The following is a 14793-nucleotide window of genomic DNA, read 5'->3' on the forward strand; positions in this document are numbered from 1 at the left end:
TAAATCTGAAATAACCTCAACAGGCCAATCACTTCGGAACCGGAAACGCGTGCCATACTCCAAGGCACTCCGATTCAGACAGATGAAGCCGCACATGTACAAAGGATTGATACGCGCCATCGGCGCCTTGTTGACTGCTCTGGCCCTCTACAGCTTGCTGGGCTTTCTGATTTTACCGGGGGTCGCGTTGCGCGTTGCCAACCAGCAACTGGCCAACTACGCCACCACCCCCGCCACAATCCAGCGGATCGAGTTCAATCCGTTCAGCCTTGAACTGACCCTCTGGGGCCTGAACATCGGCGAGCCCGGCAAGGAGCAGGTCGCTTTCGAACGTCTGTACGCCAACCTGCAACTCGACAGCCTGTGGACCAAGGCGGTGCACCTGTCCGATATCGAACTGGACAAGCCCAAGACCGAGATCCTGTTCAGCAAGGACGGCAAGCTCAATCTGCTGGGGCTGTTCACACTGCCTGCGAGCGAGCCGACACCGGACGACCCGGATGCCAAGCCGTTTCCGCTGCGCATCGAGCGGATCAAACTGGCCGGCGGCGCCGTGCACTTTGAAGATGCCCGGCCCAGCGAGCCCATCGAGTTTCTCTACGACACACTCGATTTCGAGCTGAAAAACCTCAGCACACTGCCCGAAGACAGCGCCGACATGACCCTGGTGGCCATCGGCCCCAACGGCGGACAGATCGACTGGACCGGCAATTTCAGCCTGATCCCGATCGCCTCCGAAGGTAAGTTGAAAATCACTGACGGCAAGATGAAAGCCTTTTGGCCCTACGTGCGCGATGCCGTGCCCCTGGACCTTGAAAACGGCGTGATGAGCATCAGCACCGACTACAAGCTCAACCTGGCCAAGGAAACCGAGCTGCTGCTGAGCAATGTAGCGGTCAGCGTCGCCCCCCTCTCGATCAAGGCCCCCGATGGCCGGCCGCTGGTGAAGCTGGAGCGCCTGGACGTCAGCGAAACCACCGTGGACCTGGCGAGACAGCAAGTGGTGGTCGGCAAGATCCGCAGCAACAAACTGGAAACCTGGGCCGCGCTGGAATCGGATGGCCAACTCGACTGGCAGAAACTGTTCGCCAGCCAACCGTCAAAACCCGCTGCCAAAGCCCGGGCCGATGCCGAACCGACCAGCGCACCGGCCGCCGCAGACTCCCCGAAGCCTGAACCGGCCGCGCCGGACAAACCCTGGCAGGTGCTGCTCAAGGATGTGCAGCTGCGCAATTACACGGTGCATCTGGCTGACCGCAAGGCACAACCTGCCGTTGCACTTGATCTGACCCCGCTGAACCTCGACCTGCAGAATTTCGACAGCCTCAACGGCTCGCCCTTTACCCTGAAGCTCGATACCGGCGTGGGCAAGCAAGGCAAGATCCTGGCCGATGGCGAGGTCAACCTGGCCCCGGTCAGTGCCCGGCTGAAGGTCCAGACCAAGGACATCGACCTGCGGGTTGCGCAGTCCTACATCACGCCGTTCATTCGCCTGGAACTGCGTAGCGGCATGCTCGGCAGCGATCTGGCTGTCGACCTGAAAAGCACCGAACCCCTGGCCTTCGGAGTCACCGGTCGCGCCCAGGTCGATCAGTTGCATACCCTGGACACCCTGAAAACCCGCGATTTTCTCAAGTGGCAGCAGGTCGTGGTCGAAGGCCTGAACTATCAGCACGGGGACAGCCTGTCGATCGACAAGGTCAACCTGTTCCAGCCCTATGCGCGTTTCATGATCAACGATGATCGCACCACCAACATCGATGACCTGCTGGTTCCACAACCGGCGGACGCCGGGACAAAACCGGCAGCGAACAAACCGGCCAGTAATGAAAAACCGCTGGGCATCCACATCGGCGGCATTTTCATCAATGATGGTTCGGCCAACTTCGCCGACTTCAGCCTGACGCCGAACTTCGCGACTGCCGTCCAGCAGCTCAACGGGCAGATCGGCACCATCGACAGCCGCAAACCGAAACCGGCCAGTGTCGACGTCAAGGGCAAGGTCGATCGTTACGCGCCGGTGACCATCAAGGGCGCGGTCAATCCGTTCGACCCGATGGCGAGCCTCGACATCGCCACCAGCTTCAAACGCGTGGAACTGACCACGCTGACGCCCTACTCCGGCAAGTTCGCCGGCTACCGTATCCGCAAGGGCCGGCTCAATCTCGACCTGCATTACCAGATCACCAAGGGTCAGCTCAAAGCTGAAAACAAAGTGGTGGTCGAGCAGCTGCAACTGGGCGAAAAAGTCGACAGCCCGGACGCCGTGAGCCTGCCGCTGAAACTGGCGATTGCCTTGCTCAAGGACGTTGATGGCAAGATTTCCATCGAACTGCCGGTCACCGGTGACCTCAACAACCCGCAGTTCAGCGTCATGCCGATTGTCTGGCAGACCCTGCGCAACCTGATCGTCAAAGCTGCGGCGGCACCGTTCAAACTCATTGGCGGGCTGGTCAGCGGTGGCGGTTCGGAAGATCTGGGCAGTGTCTCTTTCGCTGCAGGCTCCAGCGACTTGGGCAAGGACGCCGAAGGCGCACTGGACAAACTGTCCAAGGCGCTCAAGGAGCGCCCGGCCCTGCGCCTGGAAATCGAAGGCACTGCCGCCCAGAGCAGCGATGGCCCGCTGATCGCCGAACAACGCCTGGAACGCGAATACCAGTACAACTACTACAAAATGCTCCAGCGCCGGGGCGACAAGGTCCCGGCCCAGGCGTCGTTGCTGGAAGTGCCGGACGGAGAAAAGGGCCCGCTGCTCGAAGGTATCTACCGCACCCGCCTGAAAACCCAGCCCCTTGCCGAATGGAAAGACCTGGGCAAGGAAGAGCGCACCGCGAAAATGCGGGCCGAGGTGATCAAGTTCTGGAGTTCCAGTGACGTGCTGTTGCGTCAACTGGGCCAGGAACGCGCCAGCAGCATCAAGGACTACCTGGTCGACAAGACCCAGCTGGAAGATGACCGGGTGTACTTCATCGACGCCAATCTGGGCGAAGCGGAAAGTGACGGCCGCGTGGTGACTCCGATGCATCTGGATGCCGAGTGATGATTCATCGGCTGCTGGCCGGCCTGATTCCGGCGTGAACCAGATCACCCGTAAACGCTGCAATTAATCAGCCGCGAACCAATGTGGCAGCACTGCAAACAGAACAGGCCCCGGCAAAAAATGCGCGGGGCCTGTGGTGGCCAAACTCCTTTTGGCCGTTCGCATGAACACTCAGGTTGCAACAGACATATGACTCGGCTCGTCTGTTGCGCCCTCTCCCGGTCCAGGCGAGAAGCCTTGCCTTACTCGGCTTTCAGGCCGTCAGCGGAGACCGCTTTGACGCCTTTGATTTTCTTGGTGATGGCGACGGCGGTGGATTTCTGCGCGTCGGTGACCGCCACGGTGGACGACAGCGATACAACACCTTTGTTGGTTTCGACTTTGATATCGGTGCCTGGAATGCCTTTTTCGGTCATCAGGTCACTTTTGACTTTGGTGGTGATCCAGGTATCGGAAGTAGCTTCTTCAGCCTTGGTCATTTCACCCGCCGCCAGGGTCATTGGAGCCTGGGTGGCTTGAGTGGTCTGGGCGAATGCCGCGTTTGCCATGGTCAGGGTCAGCGCGGTAGCAGCAGCGGCAGTGATAGCGAACTTCTTCATACGAGTAACTCCTGTTTTTCGGAAAAGTCTGCCGGGTGTCATGTCGGCAGGGTTACCAGGGATATTGCGAACGCTGTGCCAACTTTGAAACAAGAATTAAAACCTTATAAATCAACAAGTTATAAAATTAGCCCATTTTCGAAATCATGCAAAATGCACGAGAAGCACAATCACTGCATGCAAGTTGCAGGTTTATGGAAAGTTCCTAAGATGCTGAAATTTCTGAGCTTTATCTGAGGTATTTGACGACGGGTCGACAATCAGGAAAGCCCCGCATTGGCGGGGACTTGAACCTGCAATTCCTGCTGTTTAACCGGTGCAGCCTTTAGGCCTGTAATCATCGGATACCGTGCTTTTACACGACCAGCCTTTGGCTTCATCCCGTGTCAGGGTGACGGTTTTGCCCTGGACCACCCCCGGGGCATTCTGCAACGTGCAAGCGATCGATCCCCCTCCCGCCGGGGTTGAAGCCGTCACGGCAAGTCCGCAGTGGGTGGTCGCCGCTTCGCCGGCCGGCGCCACGTTGGCAATTGTCGGCGTGTCCCCCTGATTGAGCACATCCTCGAACGGCACCTTCATTGCAGTCAGCTCCGCCAGTGCCGCCGTGACTTTGGCCCGAGCCTGGTATTTGGAATACATCGGCAGACCCAGTGTTGCCAGGATCCCGATGATCGCCACCACGACGAGCAACTCGATCAGGGTAAAACCTCTTTGATTGTTCATGTACAGGCTCCATGCATGAGTCGAAGGCTCATGACCTGCCCCATGGCAGCACAGCCTGTGCCAAGGCATAGACTCCCTGCTGGCTGGGGCCGTGGCGCCTGCGAAGCCCTTCCCCGCCATCAGGATCAGCACTATCTGACGCTTTTTGTCACCTCAACCTTGCCGGTTTGGCTCCGTCGTTTGACTAGGCTATAAGAGCAACTCAACCGGATTACCCAGGACTGAACATGGCGGTCAAGGCAGCGAAAATCAGTGTGTATGCATGGGAAGGGATTGACCGCAAAGGCACAAAGGTAACCGGTGAGCTCAGCGCTCAGAACCCGGCACTGATCAAGGCGAAACTGCGCAAGCAAGGCATCAGCCCCGGCAAGGTACGCAAAAAAACCATTCGCTTTTCAACATGGGCAAGCGCATCAAGGCCCAGGACATTGCCCTGTTCACCCGGCAAATGGCGACGATGATGAAGGCCGGCGTGCCGTTGCTGCAGTCGTTCGACATCATCGGCGAAGGCTTTGACAACCCTGCCATGCGCACGCTGGTGGACGAACTGAAACAGGAAGTCGCGGCGGGCAGCAGCTTCGCCACCGCCCTGCGCAAGAAACCCCGGTACTTCGATGAGCTGTATTGCAACCTGGTGGATGCCGGCGAGCAGGCCGGGGCCCTCGACACCCTTTTGGAACGGGTCGCGACCTACAAGGAAAAAAGCGAATCACTCAAGTCCAGGATCAGGAAAGCCATGACCTATCCGCTGGTGGTGGTTTTTGTTGCGGCGATTGTCACCGCGATTCTGCTGGTCAACGTCGTGCCGCAGTTCGAGTCGGTGTTCAAAGGCTTTGGCGCCGAACTGCCGGCCTTTACCCTGATGGTCATCGGCCTGTCGCAATTCATGCAGGCCTGGTGGTGGACGGTGCTTGGTGCGCTGATCGCATTGGTGTTCGGGGTGCGCCACGCCCTCGCGACATCCCCGGCCTTTCGTGACCGGATGGACACCTGGCTGCTGAAACTGCCGCTGGTGGGCACGTTGATGTACAAGTCCGCCGTGGCCCGGTTCGCCCGTACACTGTCGACTACTTTCGCGGCCGGCGTGCCGTTGGTGGAGGCCCTGGAATCAGTGGCCGGCGCGACCGGCAATAGCGTGTTCAAGCGCGCTGTGCTGCGTATCCGGCAGGATGTGTCGACCGGCATGCAATTGAACTTCGCCATGCGTACTTCCGGCGTCTTCCCGAACATGGCGATACAAATGACCGCCATCGGCGAAGAGTCCGGCACCCTGGACAATATGCTCGACAAAGTCGCGGGGTTCTACGAAGACGGCGTCGATAACATGGTCGATAACCTCACCAGCCTGATGGAGCCGTTCATCATGGTGGTTCTGGGTGTTATCGTCGGTGGACTGGTAGTTGCCATGTACCTGCCCATCTTCCAACTCGGCTCAGCGATCTGACATGCCCTTGAATGAAATCCTGATTCACTATCCGCTGGCCTTTGTCCTTCTCGCAGGCATCACCGGTCTGCTGGTCGGCAGTTTCCTCAATGTGCTGATCTGGCGCCTGCCGAAAATGCTCGAGCGCGAATGGCGTGTGCAGGCCCATGACATTCTCGGGCTGCCTGGCGAAACGCCGGTGCCCACCTACAATCTGCTGCTGCCCCATTCCCAGTGCCCGCACTGCGGTCACCGGATCCGCGCCTGGGAAAACATCCCGCTGCTCAGTTATGTATTTTTGCGCGGCCGCTGTTCAGCCTGTGCGACGGCGATCAGCCCGCGCTACCCGTTGACCGAACTGGCCTGTGGCCTATTGTCCGCGTTTGTCGCCTGGCACTTCGGTTTCGGTTGGCCGGCCTGCCTGCTGCTGGTTCTGAGCTGGGGTTTGCTGGCGATGAGCCTGATCGACGCCGAACATCAGATACTGCCGGACGTGCTGGTACTGCCATTGCTGTGGCTGGGGTTGATCGCCAACAGCTTCGGCTTGTTCGTATCGCTGCACGAGGCGCTGTGGGGGGCGATAGCCGGCTACAGCGTGCTGTGGTCGGTGTTCTGGCTGTTCAAGCTGATCACGGGCAAGGACGGTATGGGTCACGGTGATTTCAAGCTGCTGGCAATGCTGGGCGCCTGGGGTGGCTGGCCTATTTTGCCGTTGACCATCCTGCTGTCCTCGCTGGTAGGTGCCATTATCGGGCTGATCCTGCTGCGCTGGCGCAATGCAAAAACCTCGACGCCGATCCCTTTCGGTCCCTATCTGGCCATTGCCGGCTGGATTGCCTTGCTCTGGGGTGGTCAAATAACCGACCTCTATTGGCAGTTTGTCGGTTTGAAATGAATACCCCTGTGGAAAAACCCTGGATTCTCGGCCTGACCGGCGGCATCGGCAGCGGCAAAAGCGCGGCCGCCCAACACTTCATCGACCTTGGTGTGCACGCGGTCGACGCCGATCACGCTGCCCGTTGGGTGGTGGAGCCGGGGCGTCCGGCACTGGCGCAAATTGCTCAACATTTTGGCCCCGGCGTACTGCAACCCGACGGGCAACTGGACCGCGCCGCGCTGCGCAAGTTGATCTTCGAGGTGCCTGAAGAACGCCTGTGGCTGGAGGCCCTCCTGCATCCGCTGATCGGCGAGGAGATTGCCCACCACCTGGCGCTGGCAAAATCACCCTATGCGATCCTGGTTTCGCCATTGCTGATCGAATCCGGGCAGTACGCCATGACTCAGCGAGTGCTGGTCATTGATGCCCCCGAGCAGCTCCAGATCGAACGCACCTTGCGGCGCGACCAGACCAGCGAGCAGCAAGTCCAGGCGATCCTCAAGGCCCAGTCCAGCCGTCAGGATCGCGTGAGCCATGCCGACGACGTCGTGGTCAATGATCGCGACCTTGCCTGGCTGCACAGCGAGGTTGAGCGCCTGCATCACTTTTATCTTACTTTGCGTGGAGGCCAGTCATGAGCCAACCAACAACCGTCGAATGCCCAACCTGTGGCGCCCCCGTGGAATGGATCGCCGAGAGCAAATTCCGGCCCTTCTGCTCCGACCGCTGCAAACTGATCGACCTGGGCGCCTGGGCGTCCGAAGAACACAAGATTCCAGTGGCCCCCGATGCCGAGGACGAATTGTTCAGCGGCGACTTCGATCCGCGCCACTGATCCTCCGGGCCGACGATTTCAAGACTTGGGATCGTCGTCCTTCCAGGGGGCCGAGAGGTAGCGGGTGCGGTTGAACGTCTCCAGCCATTCCGGGCAGAACACCACCAGCGCGCTGACGACCATGCCGTTGATGAACGCCTCGGGAAAAATGATCAGCCACAGATAACCGACAAAATCCTCCAGCCAATACGGCATCTCGAATCGCTCATCGAACCACAGCAACCACAGCGCCAGCAGCAGGCACAGCAACGCCGACAGCGCGGCGGCAAAGAATCCGGAAACGAAGATATACACAAAAGGATTTCGTGGCTGTGCACGCTCCACCAGAATCGCGCAGCACTCGGTGACCAGCACCGGCAGCGCTATCAACAGCGCGCCATTGACCCCGACCGCCGCCAGGTCCTGACGGCCGAGCAGCACCAGCCCCAATTGCGCCACCAGGCCACCAACCAGCGCCAGCGGCCAATCCAGCAACAGGGTAACCGCCGTCATGCCGATAAAGTGATAAGACACGCCGGTATCAAAGTCGCGCCGCACCAGCCACAACAGAAACAGCGCAAACACCGTCCCGAACAGCAAATGCTGGCGTCGACTGTCGGTGAACAGCTCAACCCACGGCGCGCGACAGATCGCCCAGATCAACACCGGCACATAGATCAGCCAGCCGACCGCAAGGGTTTGCGATGACAGCAACTCTGCACCGATCATGACTGCGCGCGCCTCCCGGGTGAAGAACAACAGGCACTCAGTCTACACCGCCGCTCGTCTGCCCTTCGACTTCAGCCCAATGCCGCGCATCGTCCATCACCGCGTCATGTTCGGCGAACAGCTTCGGTAGCTCTGACTTGAGGAAGTCCACCCAGGTGCGCACCTTGGCATCGAGAAAGCGTCGCGAAGGATACAGCGCATACACATTGCGCTCGCGCAGGCGCCATGCCGGTAACACGCGCAGCAGCGTGCCGTCCCTCAAGGGTCGCGTCGCGGTATAGAACGGCAGCAGGCTGATGCCCATGCCCGCCTCCGAAGCCTTGACCATCGACTCGGCCACATTGCACTGAAAGGTCTTGGCCGGGCTGACGGCGTGTTCGCCGTGCTGGTCCTGGAACAGCCATTGATCGCTGTACAGCGGGTCGAGCATGCGCAGGCATTGATGATCGCCCAGCGCCAGCGGCTGCTGCGGCACACCCCGGCGGTGCAAGTAAGCCGGGGAGGCACAGGGCACGCTGTAGATCTGCCCGATGGCCTGCGCAACCATTTGCGAATCGGCCAGTTCGGGAGCGATCGAAATCACCACATCGTGCCCCTCCTCCAACAGGTCGGGATTGCGCTGCGACAAGGTCAGCTCGAACACCACATCGGGATAAAGCTCGCTGTAGCGGGCGATCAATGGCGTGAGCAGCACACCGAGGCCGGTCATGCTGTGCACCCGCAGCCGACCCGCAGGATTGATATGGGCGCCACGAGCTTCGGCCGTTGCCTCCTCCGTGGCTTCGACGATTTCCCGGCTGCGCAGCAAGAACCGCTCGCCGGCGTCGGTCAGGCTCAAGCGCCGCGTGGTGCGCTGCAGCAGGCGCGCCTGTACATGTTCCTCCAGATCCGCCACCAATCGGGAGACCTGCGCGGTCGACAGATCCAGTGCATCGGCAGCCCCGGTGAAACTGGCGCAGTCAACCACCCGGATGAACACGCGCAAGTTGTTAAGCAAATCCATAAGCCTCCTTCGAGCGGTGATTGTTACGTTTCATGTAAGGCTGCATCCGCCGTTCGCCCCTTTATCCGCCGGTGGCAAAGACTAAAATTCAGACATCGAAACCGACACGGAACACGCCAACATGAAAACGTTGATCAGTCTGTTGCTGACCGTCATCGCCACCTCGGCCATGGCCGCCGACAACGAGCCCCTCGCGGTCCTGTACAACCCGGCGCAGCCACTGGACATCGCCAAGGTGGTTTCGGTATCGGACACGGCGACCGCGTGTGGAGTCGTACCGGCCACCATGGAGTATGTCGATCATCAGGGCCAGACCCACCGCGTGACCTATAACGTCATCGGTGACTGCACCAGCAACCTGTGATCAAAGGGCTCACAGCAAGGTCCACGTGTAGCTGAGGATCAAGCGGTTCTCGTCGATATCACTGCGGTAGTTTGAACGCGCCATCGCGTTGCGCACACGGATGCCAAGGCCTTTGAGGCTGCCGCTCTGCAGCACATAGCCGATGTCCAGGTCACGCTCGCGATCCTTGCCTTCGTAGCCCTTGCCGGTATCGACATTGTTGCCGCTGATGTAGCGCACGGTGCTGGTCAGCCCCGGTACGCCGAGCGCTGCGAAGTCGTAGTCGTAGCGCGCCTGCCAGGAACGTTCATCGGTGAAAGCGAACTCATAGGTCGGCACTTCGTTGCCCAGCGGCGATATGTTGGCAAACACCCGTGGGAACGCACTGTCACCGAACATGCCCTGATAACCGACGTAAAACGTATGGCCGCCACGCTTGGCCGACAGCAACGAGAAGAACGCCTGGTTGTCGATGTTGCCCAGCAGTTTCTTGCCGTCCTCGCGCGAATCGTAGTAACCGAGGTTGGCACCGAGGATCCAGTCGCCCACCGGTTCACTGTGCTTCAAACCCAGAAAACGCTGGTTGTAGATATCTTCCAGTTGCCCGTACCAGGCGCTGACCGAGCTGCGCTTGTCGTTGAAGACATAATCAGCGCCGGCAAAATTGAAACCGTCACTGCTGACCTGACGCTGCGGCACGTGCCCCAGCATCGCTTGCATCTTTTCGTCGCCAGCCTCGTTGCGCAGACTGGTTGAACTCAAGTGCCCCCCCTGCAGCGTCAGGCCATTGATCTCGTTGGAGGTGATGCTTGCGCCCTGATAGCTCGGTGGCAACAGGCGAATATCGCTGAAGGCCAACACCGGCAGATTGGGTTGCAGCTCGCCGACTTTCAGCTCGGTTCTGGAGTAGCGCATCTTCAACGCGCCTTCCAGACGACTGTAGTTGTCCGCCGCGCGGCCGTCGTCCTGCACCGGCAGCAACCCGGTATTGGTCCGGTCCGGGGCGCTGTCGAGCTTGAGGCCGAGCAAGCCGATGACGTCCACCCCAAACCCGACGGTGCCCTGGGTGTAACCGGACTTCACGTTGAGGATGAAACCCTGGGCCCACTCTTCCGCCTTCGATTGCTGGTTGGCGCCGACGATGTCGGAATAGTCGCGGCTGAAGTAGTAATTGCGCGCCTGCAACGTCGCGGTGGTGTCTTCGACAAAGCCTTTTTCAGCGGCCATCGTGCCTGTGGATAAACTCGAGACGACAGCCAGGGACAACACCGAACCGGTTGTTGGGAGAATCTGTTTCATCGTTTTTCTCTTATTGTTATTGATCGACTGGTTGAAGGACTTCAGTTGCAGTGGATTTGCGAGGGAGAACGGGACGACGGGCGCTCAACAGCACATGGGTGACCATGCCGAAAATCAGCCCCCAGAATGCCGCGGACAAACCGAACAACGACATGCCCGAAGCCGTGACCAGAAAGGTCACCAGCGCGGCTTCACGATCACTCGGCACCGCCATCGCGCCCGTTAACGCGCCGGCAATGGCGGCGAACAAGGCAAGGCCGGCCAGCGCCGCGATCAACTCTTTGGGGAACGCAGAAAACAGCGAGACCAGCGTGGCGCCGAAGATCCCCAACAGCAGGTAGCACAGACCGCCGACCACCCCGGCTACGTAGCGTTTGCCAGGATCTTCGTGGGATTCGCGACCGGTGCAGATCGCCGCGGTGATCGCCGCCAGATTCAGTCCATGGCACCCGAACGGCGCCAGCAATGCCGTGCCCAGCGCGCTGCTGGCGATGATCGGGCTCGCCGGCGTTGGATATCCACTGGCCCGCAGCACCGCCATACCGGGCACGAACTGACCGGTCAGCGCCACCATCACCAGCGGCAAGGCGATGTTCAGGATCGCGCCCAGGCTGAACTCGGGGGTGATCCACACCGGCGTGGCCAGGCCGATCACCAGCGCTTCACGATGCAAGTCACCGGTGAACGCGGCAATCGAACAGCCCACCAACAGCACCATCATCACTGCATAACGCGGCATTACACGCTTGCAGACCAGGTACGTGGCAAACATCGCCAGCACCAGCAACGGCTTGCGTTGCATCGACACGAACAACCCGGTGCCGAAACTGAACAGGATGCCCGCCAGCATCGCCGCCGCGATGGCTGCGGGCAGTTTGCTGATGATCCGGTCGAAAGCCCCCGAGATGCCGACCACGAAAATGATCAGGCTGCTGACCAGATAAGCCCCCACCGCCTCTGCCATGGAGACGTCCGGCAACAGCGTCACCAGCAACGCCGAGCCCGGCGCCGACCAGGCGATGATCACCGGAACGCGGTAGCGCAGGCTCAAACCGATACCGAGCACGGCGCTGCCGATGGAGATCGCCCAGATCCAGGACGACAACACTTCCCGCGAAAGATGTGCCGCTTCTGCCGCCTGAAAAATGATCACCAACGGGCCGGCGTAGGAAATCACCGTGGCGATGAATCCAGCCACGGCGGCTGACAACGAGAAGTCCTGGAAAAAAACTTTCATGCTTCAGGCACCGGTCGCTGACAACGCTGGGTTGACGCCAGCAGCGCTACGCCGGCTGCTGATGGCGAACACGGTCATGGCCAGGGCCGCCACCGCGCCGGGCAAGGCAAACGCCATGAAGTTCAGTTGCAGGGGCAAGCTGATCCCAAGCAAGGCACCACCGAGCATCGGACCGACGATGGCCCCGTTGCGCCCGATGCCCGACGCCCAGCCCAGGCCGGTAGAGCGAATGGTCATGGAATAAAACTGCGCGGCGCAGGCGTACAAGAGAATCTGCGAGCCGATGGTGGTGGCACCCGCAATGGCGATCAGCAGGTACAACACCGGCATCGGGCTGTTGAAGCCCAACAGGGTGATCGACACCGCCGCCATGGCGAAAAACACCGACAGCACCCGCGGCAGATTGAGTTTGTCGCCCAGCACCCCGCCGCCGACCGCGCCGAAGATCGCCCCGAAGTTCAACACCAGCAGGAACGACAGGCTCGAACCCAGGCTGTAACCGGCGTTGGCCATCAGTTTCGGCAGCCAGGAGCTCAGCGCGTACACCATCAACAGGCAGCAGAAAAACGCCAGCCACAACATCAGTGTGCGCAGCGCGCGGCCTTCACGGAACAACTGCAGCACCGGGGTGCCCGTGCCTTTCACTTCGGCCATGTGCAATTGATCAGAGGTTTGCGCGATGTAGACCGGATCGATGCGCTGAAGAATGTTGCGCGCCTCTTCGTTACGCCCCTGACGCAACATGAAACCCACCGATTCGGGCAGGAAATACATGATCAGCGGCAACAACAGCAACGGCAGGACCGCCACGTAAAACACCGACTGCCAGCCAAAACTCGGGATCAGCACAATGCCCAGTCCGGCGGACAGCATGCCGCCCACCGAGTAACCACTGAACATGATCGCGACCAGTGTGCTGCGGATTTTTTTCGGTGCGTACTCGTTCATCAACGCCACGACGTTAGGCATCACGCCGCCAATGCCGAGCCCGGCAATGAAACGACACAGTCCGAACTCCGTGGGGTTGCGGGCGAAACCGTTGAGCACGGTGAAGCTACTGAACAGCATCACGCAGATCGTGATGGCCTTCTTGCGGCCGATCCTGTCCGACAGCGGACCGAAGAACAGCGCGCCGAACATCATGCCGAACAGTGCATAACTGCCCAGTGCACCCGCTTGCAGCGGACTGAGCCCCCACTCTTTCATCAGCATCGGCAAGACCACGCCGTAGATCACCAGATCGTAACCGTCGAAGATAATGATCAAGGCGCACCAGAACAGCACCATCCAGTGAAAGCGGTTGAAACGAGCGTTGTCGATGACCTCATGTACGTCGATCTTGCGCATGGCATCTATCTCTTGTTGTTGTTTTATTAGAGCGGCGGTAACACGGCTTACGTCCGTACAGCCGAGGGTAGAGCCGCCCGATGCGTGGCAATAGCCAGTCAGCGCAGATCACTATCCGTTTTGTGCAGGGCCCTGGAACAGGAGGCTTTGAGCCTCTGCGACAAAATTGTCTTCTTTGCGATCACATTTGAACGCTAAGCTTGGGCCTATGGATGACTCAGATTATTTACGCCTGCTGACCATTGCGGCCGAGCAAGCCAACGCCTTCCTGTCCAATGCCCGCAAATGGGAGCGGGAGCGTTGGGTGTGCCAGCGCCTGCTGCAAGGCTTGAACATCCCCTACCGTGCAGATGAGTTCGCCCCCGCCGGGGAGCCGCCGGATGTGCTGTTTCGTGACGCCAGCTTCGAGGTGTTTTTCGTGCTCGACGAGGGCCGGCGCCTCAACGATGAATGGCGTGACGAGCTGCAACGCCGCCGCAGCGCGTTTTCCCTGAGCCAACTGGTGCGCCGCGAAGCCAAGCCACGACGTATCCCGGCCAACGAATTCTTGCTGCGATTGGCGCCGACCTTGCGCAAAAAAGCGCACAACTACAAAGAGCGCGGCATGGATCTGGGTGAACTGGACATCATTGCCTTCGCCAGCCTCAAACGCGAAGTGCTGGACCTCAACAGCCATTTCCCGCCGCCGACCGAATACCTGCGCCAGGGCTGGCGTTCGCTGTCATTGGTCGGGCCGACCTTTGCCCGCGTGCTGTTCGCCCACCCGGATGCACCGGACTTCCTGCGCAGCAACCTGGGGCGCAGCATTGTTTTTGATGTCGGGATCAGCTTGTGAGCCCGTTGCAGGAGCTGATCGCCGAGGTGCCGCAACAAGGTCGCGTACGCTGGATCGGTGTGCGCCCGCAATCACGCTCGCAGATGCTTGAACTCGATGCCGTGGAAGCGCGCCTGGAGGCCGGCCTGACCGGCGACCACGCCCGCCCCGGCGTGCGCAACGCGCGACAGGTGACGCTGATTCAATGGGAGCACCTGGCCGTCATCAGCTCGCTCATGGGGCGTGGAGACGATCAGCCGGTCCGGCCTGAAGATCTGCGGCGCAATCTCGTTATCAGTGGCATCAATCTGTTCAGTCTCAAGGGCCGCCGCTTCCGCATTGGTCAGGCAACGTTCGAAACCACCGGCTGGTGCCAGCCTTGTGCACGCCTGGAAACCAACCTCGGCCCCGGGACCTTTCAGGCCGTGCGCGGCCATGGCGGAATCACCGCCCGGGTGTTACAAAGTGGAATCATTCGCCTGGACGATATCGTCAGCGTCGAACCCATACCGGACAGCGGCTATGCTGCGTTCAACCCCGGGTAA

14 protein-coding genes and 1 pseudogene are annotated in these 14793 nt (G+C 60.1%); 8 read left to right on the top strand and 7 right to left on the bottom strand.

Going from position 1 to position 14793, the window contains the following annotated elements; translation table 11 throughout:
- Positions 1-82: 82 nt before the first annotated feature.
- Complete coding sequence (locus AB4O16_RS12130; RefSeq protein ID WP_460157800.1) at positions 83-3040, top strand: DUF748 domain-containing protein; 2958 nt, start codon at positions 83-85, stop codon at positions 3038-3040.
- 242 nt (positions 3041-3282) lie between these two features.
- On the opposite strand, the gene AB4O16_RS12135 is transcribed toward AB4O16_RS12130, so the two are convergent.
- Together AB4O16_RS12135 and AB4O16_RS12140 are read right to left on the bottom strand one after the other, a co-directional pair.
- Positions 3283-3639 carry a BON domain-containing protein gene (locus tag AB4O16_RS12135; RefSeq protein ID WP_160385638.1) on the bottom strand — a complete coding sequence of 119 codons (357 nt, stop codon included), beginning with the start codon at positions 3637-3639 and terminating at the stop codon, positions 3283-3285.
- Between the two features lie 309 nt (positions 3640-3948).
- Positions 3949-4362, bottom strand: a complete 414-nt coding sequence (locus AB4O16_RS12140) for a pilin (RefSeq protein ID WP_160385639.1) — start codon at positions 4360-4362, stop codon at positions 3949-3951.
- Positions 4363-4589: 227 nt separating this feature from the next.
- Here AB4O16_RS12140 and AB4O16_RS12145 point away from each other — a divergent pair.
- The 4 genes and pseudogenes from AB4O16_RS12145 to yacG all read left to right on the top strand — a co-directional run bounded on the left by AB4O16_RS12145 (position 4590) and on the right by yacG (position 7497).
- A pseudogene (locus tag AB4O16_RS12145) lies at positions 4590-5806 on the top strand (type II secretion system F family protein).
- A 1-nt stretch (position 5807) separates the two neighbouring features.
- Complete coding sequence (locus tag AB4O16_RS12150; protein ID WP_160385641.1) at positions 5808-6680, top strand: prepilin peptidase; 873 nt, start codon at positions 5808-5810, stop codon at positions 6678-6680.
- Positions 6677-7300 carry a dephospho-CoA kinase gene (gene coaE, locus AB4O16_RS12155; RefSeq protein ID WP_160385642.1) on the top strand — a complete coding sequence of 208 codons (624 nt, stop codon included), beginning with the start codon at positions 6677-6679 and terminating at the stop codon, positions 7298-7300. Before AB4O16_RS12150 ends, coaE begins: the two co-directional genes overlap by 4 nt.
- Positions 7297-7497 carry a DNA gyrase inhibitor YacG gene (yacG, locus tag AB4O16_RS12160; protein ID WP_460157801.1) on the top strand — a complete coding sequence of 67 codons (201 nt, stop codon included), beginning with the start codon at positions 7297-7299 and terminating at the stop codon, positions 7495-7497. Before coaE ends, yacG begins: the two co-directional genes overlap by 4 nt.
- A gap of 18 nt (positions 7498-7515) precedes the next feature.
- Here yacG and AB4O16_RS12165 read toward each other — a convergent pair whose 3' ends face one another.
- On the bottom strand, positions 7516-8205 hold the full coding sequence (locus tag AB4O16_RS12165) for an energy-coupling factor ABC transporter permease (RefSeq protein WP_150716695.1): 690 nt from the start codon (positions 8203-8205) through the stop codon (positions 7516-7518).
- 37 nt (positions 8206-8242) lie between these two features.
- Entirely contained in the window at positions 8243-9208 is a 966-nt protein-coding gene (locus AB4O16_RS12170; protein ID WP_460157802.1) for a LysR family transcriptional regulator, read from the bottom strand.
- Positions 9209-9329: 121 nt separating this feature from the next.
- Between AB4O16_RS12170 and AB4O16_RS12175 the strand changes: the two genes are divergently transcribed.
- Entirely contained in the window at positions 9330-9572 is a 243-nt protein-coding gene (locus AB4O16_RS12175; protein ID WP_008052099.1) for a DUF2790 domain-containing protein, read from the top strand.
- Between the two features lie 9 nt (positions 9573-9581).
- Here the strand turns inward: AB4O16_RS12175 and AB4O16_RS12180 are convergent, their stop codons facing one another.
- Genes AB4O16_RS12180 through AB4O16_RS12190 form a run of 3 tightly spaced genes read right to left on the bottom strand, consistent with a single transcriptional unit; the run spans position 9582 to position 13434 of the window.
- A complete protein-coding gene (locus tag AB4O16_RS12180; RefSeq protein WP_160385645.1) occupies positions 9582-10850 on the bottom strand; it encodes an OprD family porin in 1269 nt (422 codons plus the stop codon).
- A gap of 16 nt (positions 10851-10866) precedes the next feature.
- Positions 10867-12087, bottom strand: coding sequence for a benzoate/H(+) symporter BenE family transporter (locus tag AB4O16_RS12185; protein WP_460157803.1), 1221 nt, complete (start codon positions 12085-12087; stop codon positions 10867-10869).
- A 3-nt stretch (positions 12088-12090) separates the two neighbouring features.
- On the bottom strand, positions 12091-13434 hold the full coding sequence (locus tag AB4O16_RS12190; protein WP_460157804.1) for an aromatic acid/H+ symport family MFS transporter: 1344 nt from the start codon (positions 13432-13434) through the stop codon (positions 12091-12093).
- 208 nt (positions 13435-13642) lie between these two features.
- Between AB4O16_RS12190 and AB4O16_RS12195 the strand changes: the two genes are divergently transcribed.
- Together AB4O16_RS12195 and AB4O16_RS12200 are read left to right on the top strand one after the other, a co-directional pair.
- The gene (locus AB4O16_RS12195) at positions 13643-14269 is read left to right on the top strand and encodes a DUF1780 domain-containing protein (protein WP_007970534.1); all 627 of its coding nucleotides are present in this window, start codon (positions 13643-13645) and stop codon (positions 14267-14269) included.
- Positions 14266-14793: an MOSC domain-containing protein gene (locus tag AB4O16_RS12200; RefSeq protein ID WP_460157805.1), complete on the top strand. Its 528-nt coding sequence runs from the start codon at positions 14266-14268 to the stop codon at positions 14791-14793. Before AB4O16_RS12195 ends, AB4O16_RS12200 begins: the two co-directional genes overlap by 4 nt.

This window comes from Pseudomonas sp. S2_H10, from assembly GCF_054668285.1.

Coding starts and splice junctions, on each gene's coding strand:
- AB4O16_RS12130 (WP_460157800.1), top strand. CDS start 83: ATGAAGCCGCACATGTACAAAGGATTGATACGCGCCATCGGCGCCTTG.
- AB4O16_RS12135 (WP_160385638.1), bottom strand. CDS start 3,639: ATGAAGAAGTTCGCTATCACTGCCGCTGCTGCTACCGCGCTGACCCTG.
- AB4O16_RS12140 (WP_160385639.1), bottom strand. CDS start 4,362: ATGAACAATCAAAGAGGTTTTACCCTGATCGAGTTGCTCGTCGTGGTG.
- AB4O16_RS12150 (WP_160385641.1), top strand. CDS start 5,808: ATGCCCTTGAATGAAATCCTGATTCACTATCCGCTGGCCTTTGTCCTT.
- coaE (WP_160385642.1), top strand. CDS start 6,677: ATGAATACCCCTGTGGAAAAACCCTGGATTCTCGGCCTGACCGGCGGC.
- yacG (WP_460157801.1), top strand. CDS start 7,297: ATGAGCCAACCAACAACCGTCGAATGCCCAACCTGTGGCGCCCCCGTG.
- AB4O16_RS12165 (WP_150716695.1), bottom strand. CDS start 8,205: ATGATCGGTGCAGAGTTGCTGTCATCGCAAACCCTTGCGGTCGGCTGG.
- AB4O16_RS12170 (WP_460157802.1), bottom strand. CDS start 9,208: ATGGATTTGCTTAACAACTTGCGCGTGTTCATCCGGGTGGTTGACTGC.
- AB4O16_RS12175 (WP_008052099.1), top strand. CDS start 9,330: ATGAAAACGTTGATCAGTCTGTTGCTGACCGTCATCGCCACCTCGGCC.
- AB4O16_RS12180 (WP_160385645.1), bottom strand. CDS start 10,850: ATGAAACAGATTCTCCCAACAACCGGTTCGGTGTTGTCCCTGGCTGTC.
- AB4O16_RS12185 (WP_460157803.1), bottom strand. CDS start 12,087: ATGAAAGTTTTTTTCCAGGACTTCTCGTTGTCAGCCGCCGTGGCTGGA.
- AB4O16_RS12190 (WP_460157804.1), bottom strand. CDS start 13,434: ATGCGCAAGATCGACGTACATGAGGTCATCGACAACGCTCGTTTCAAC.
- AB4O16_RS12195 (WP_007970534.1), top strand. CDS start 13,643: ATGGATGACTCAGATTATTTACGCCTGCTGACCATTGCGGCCGAGCAA.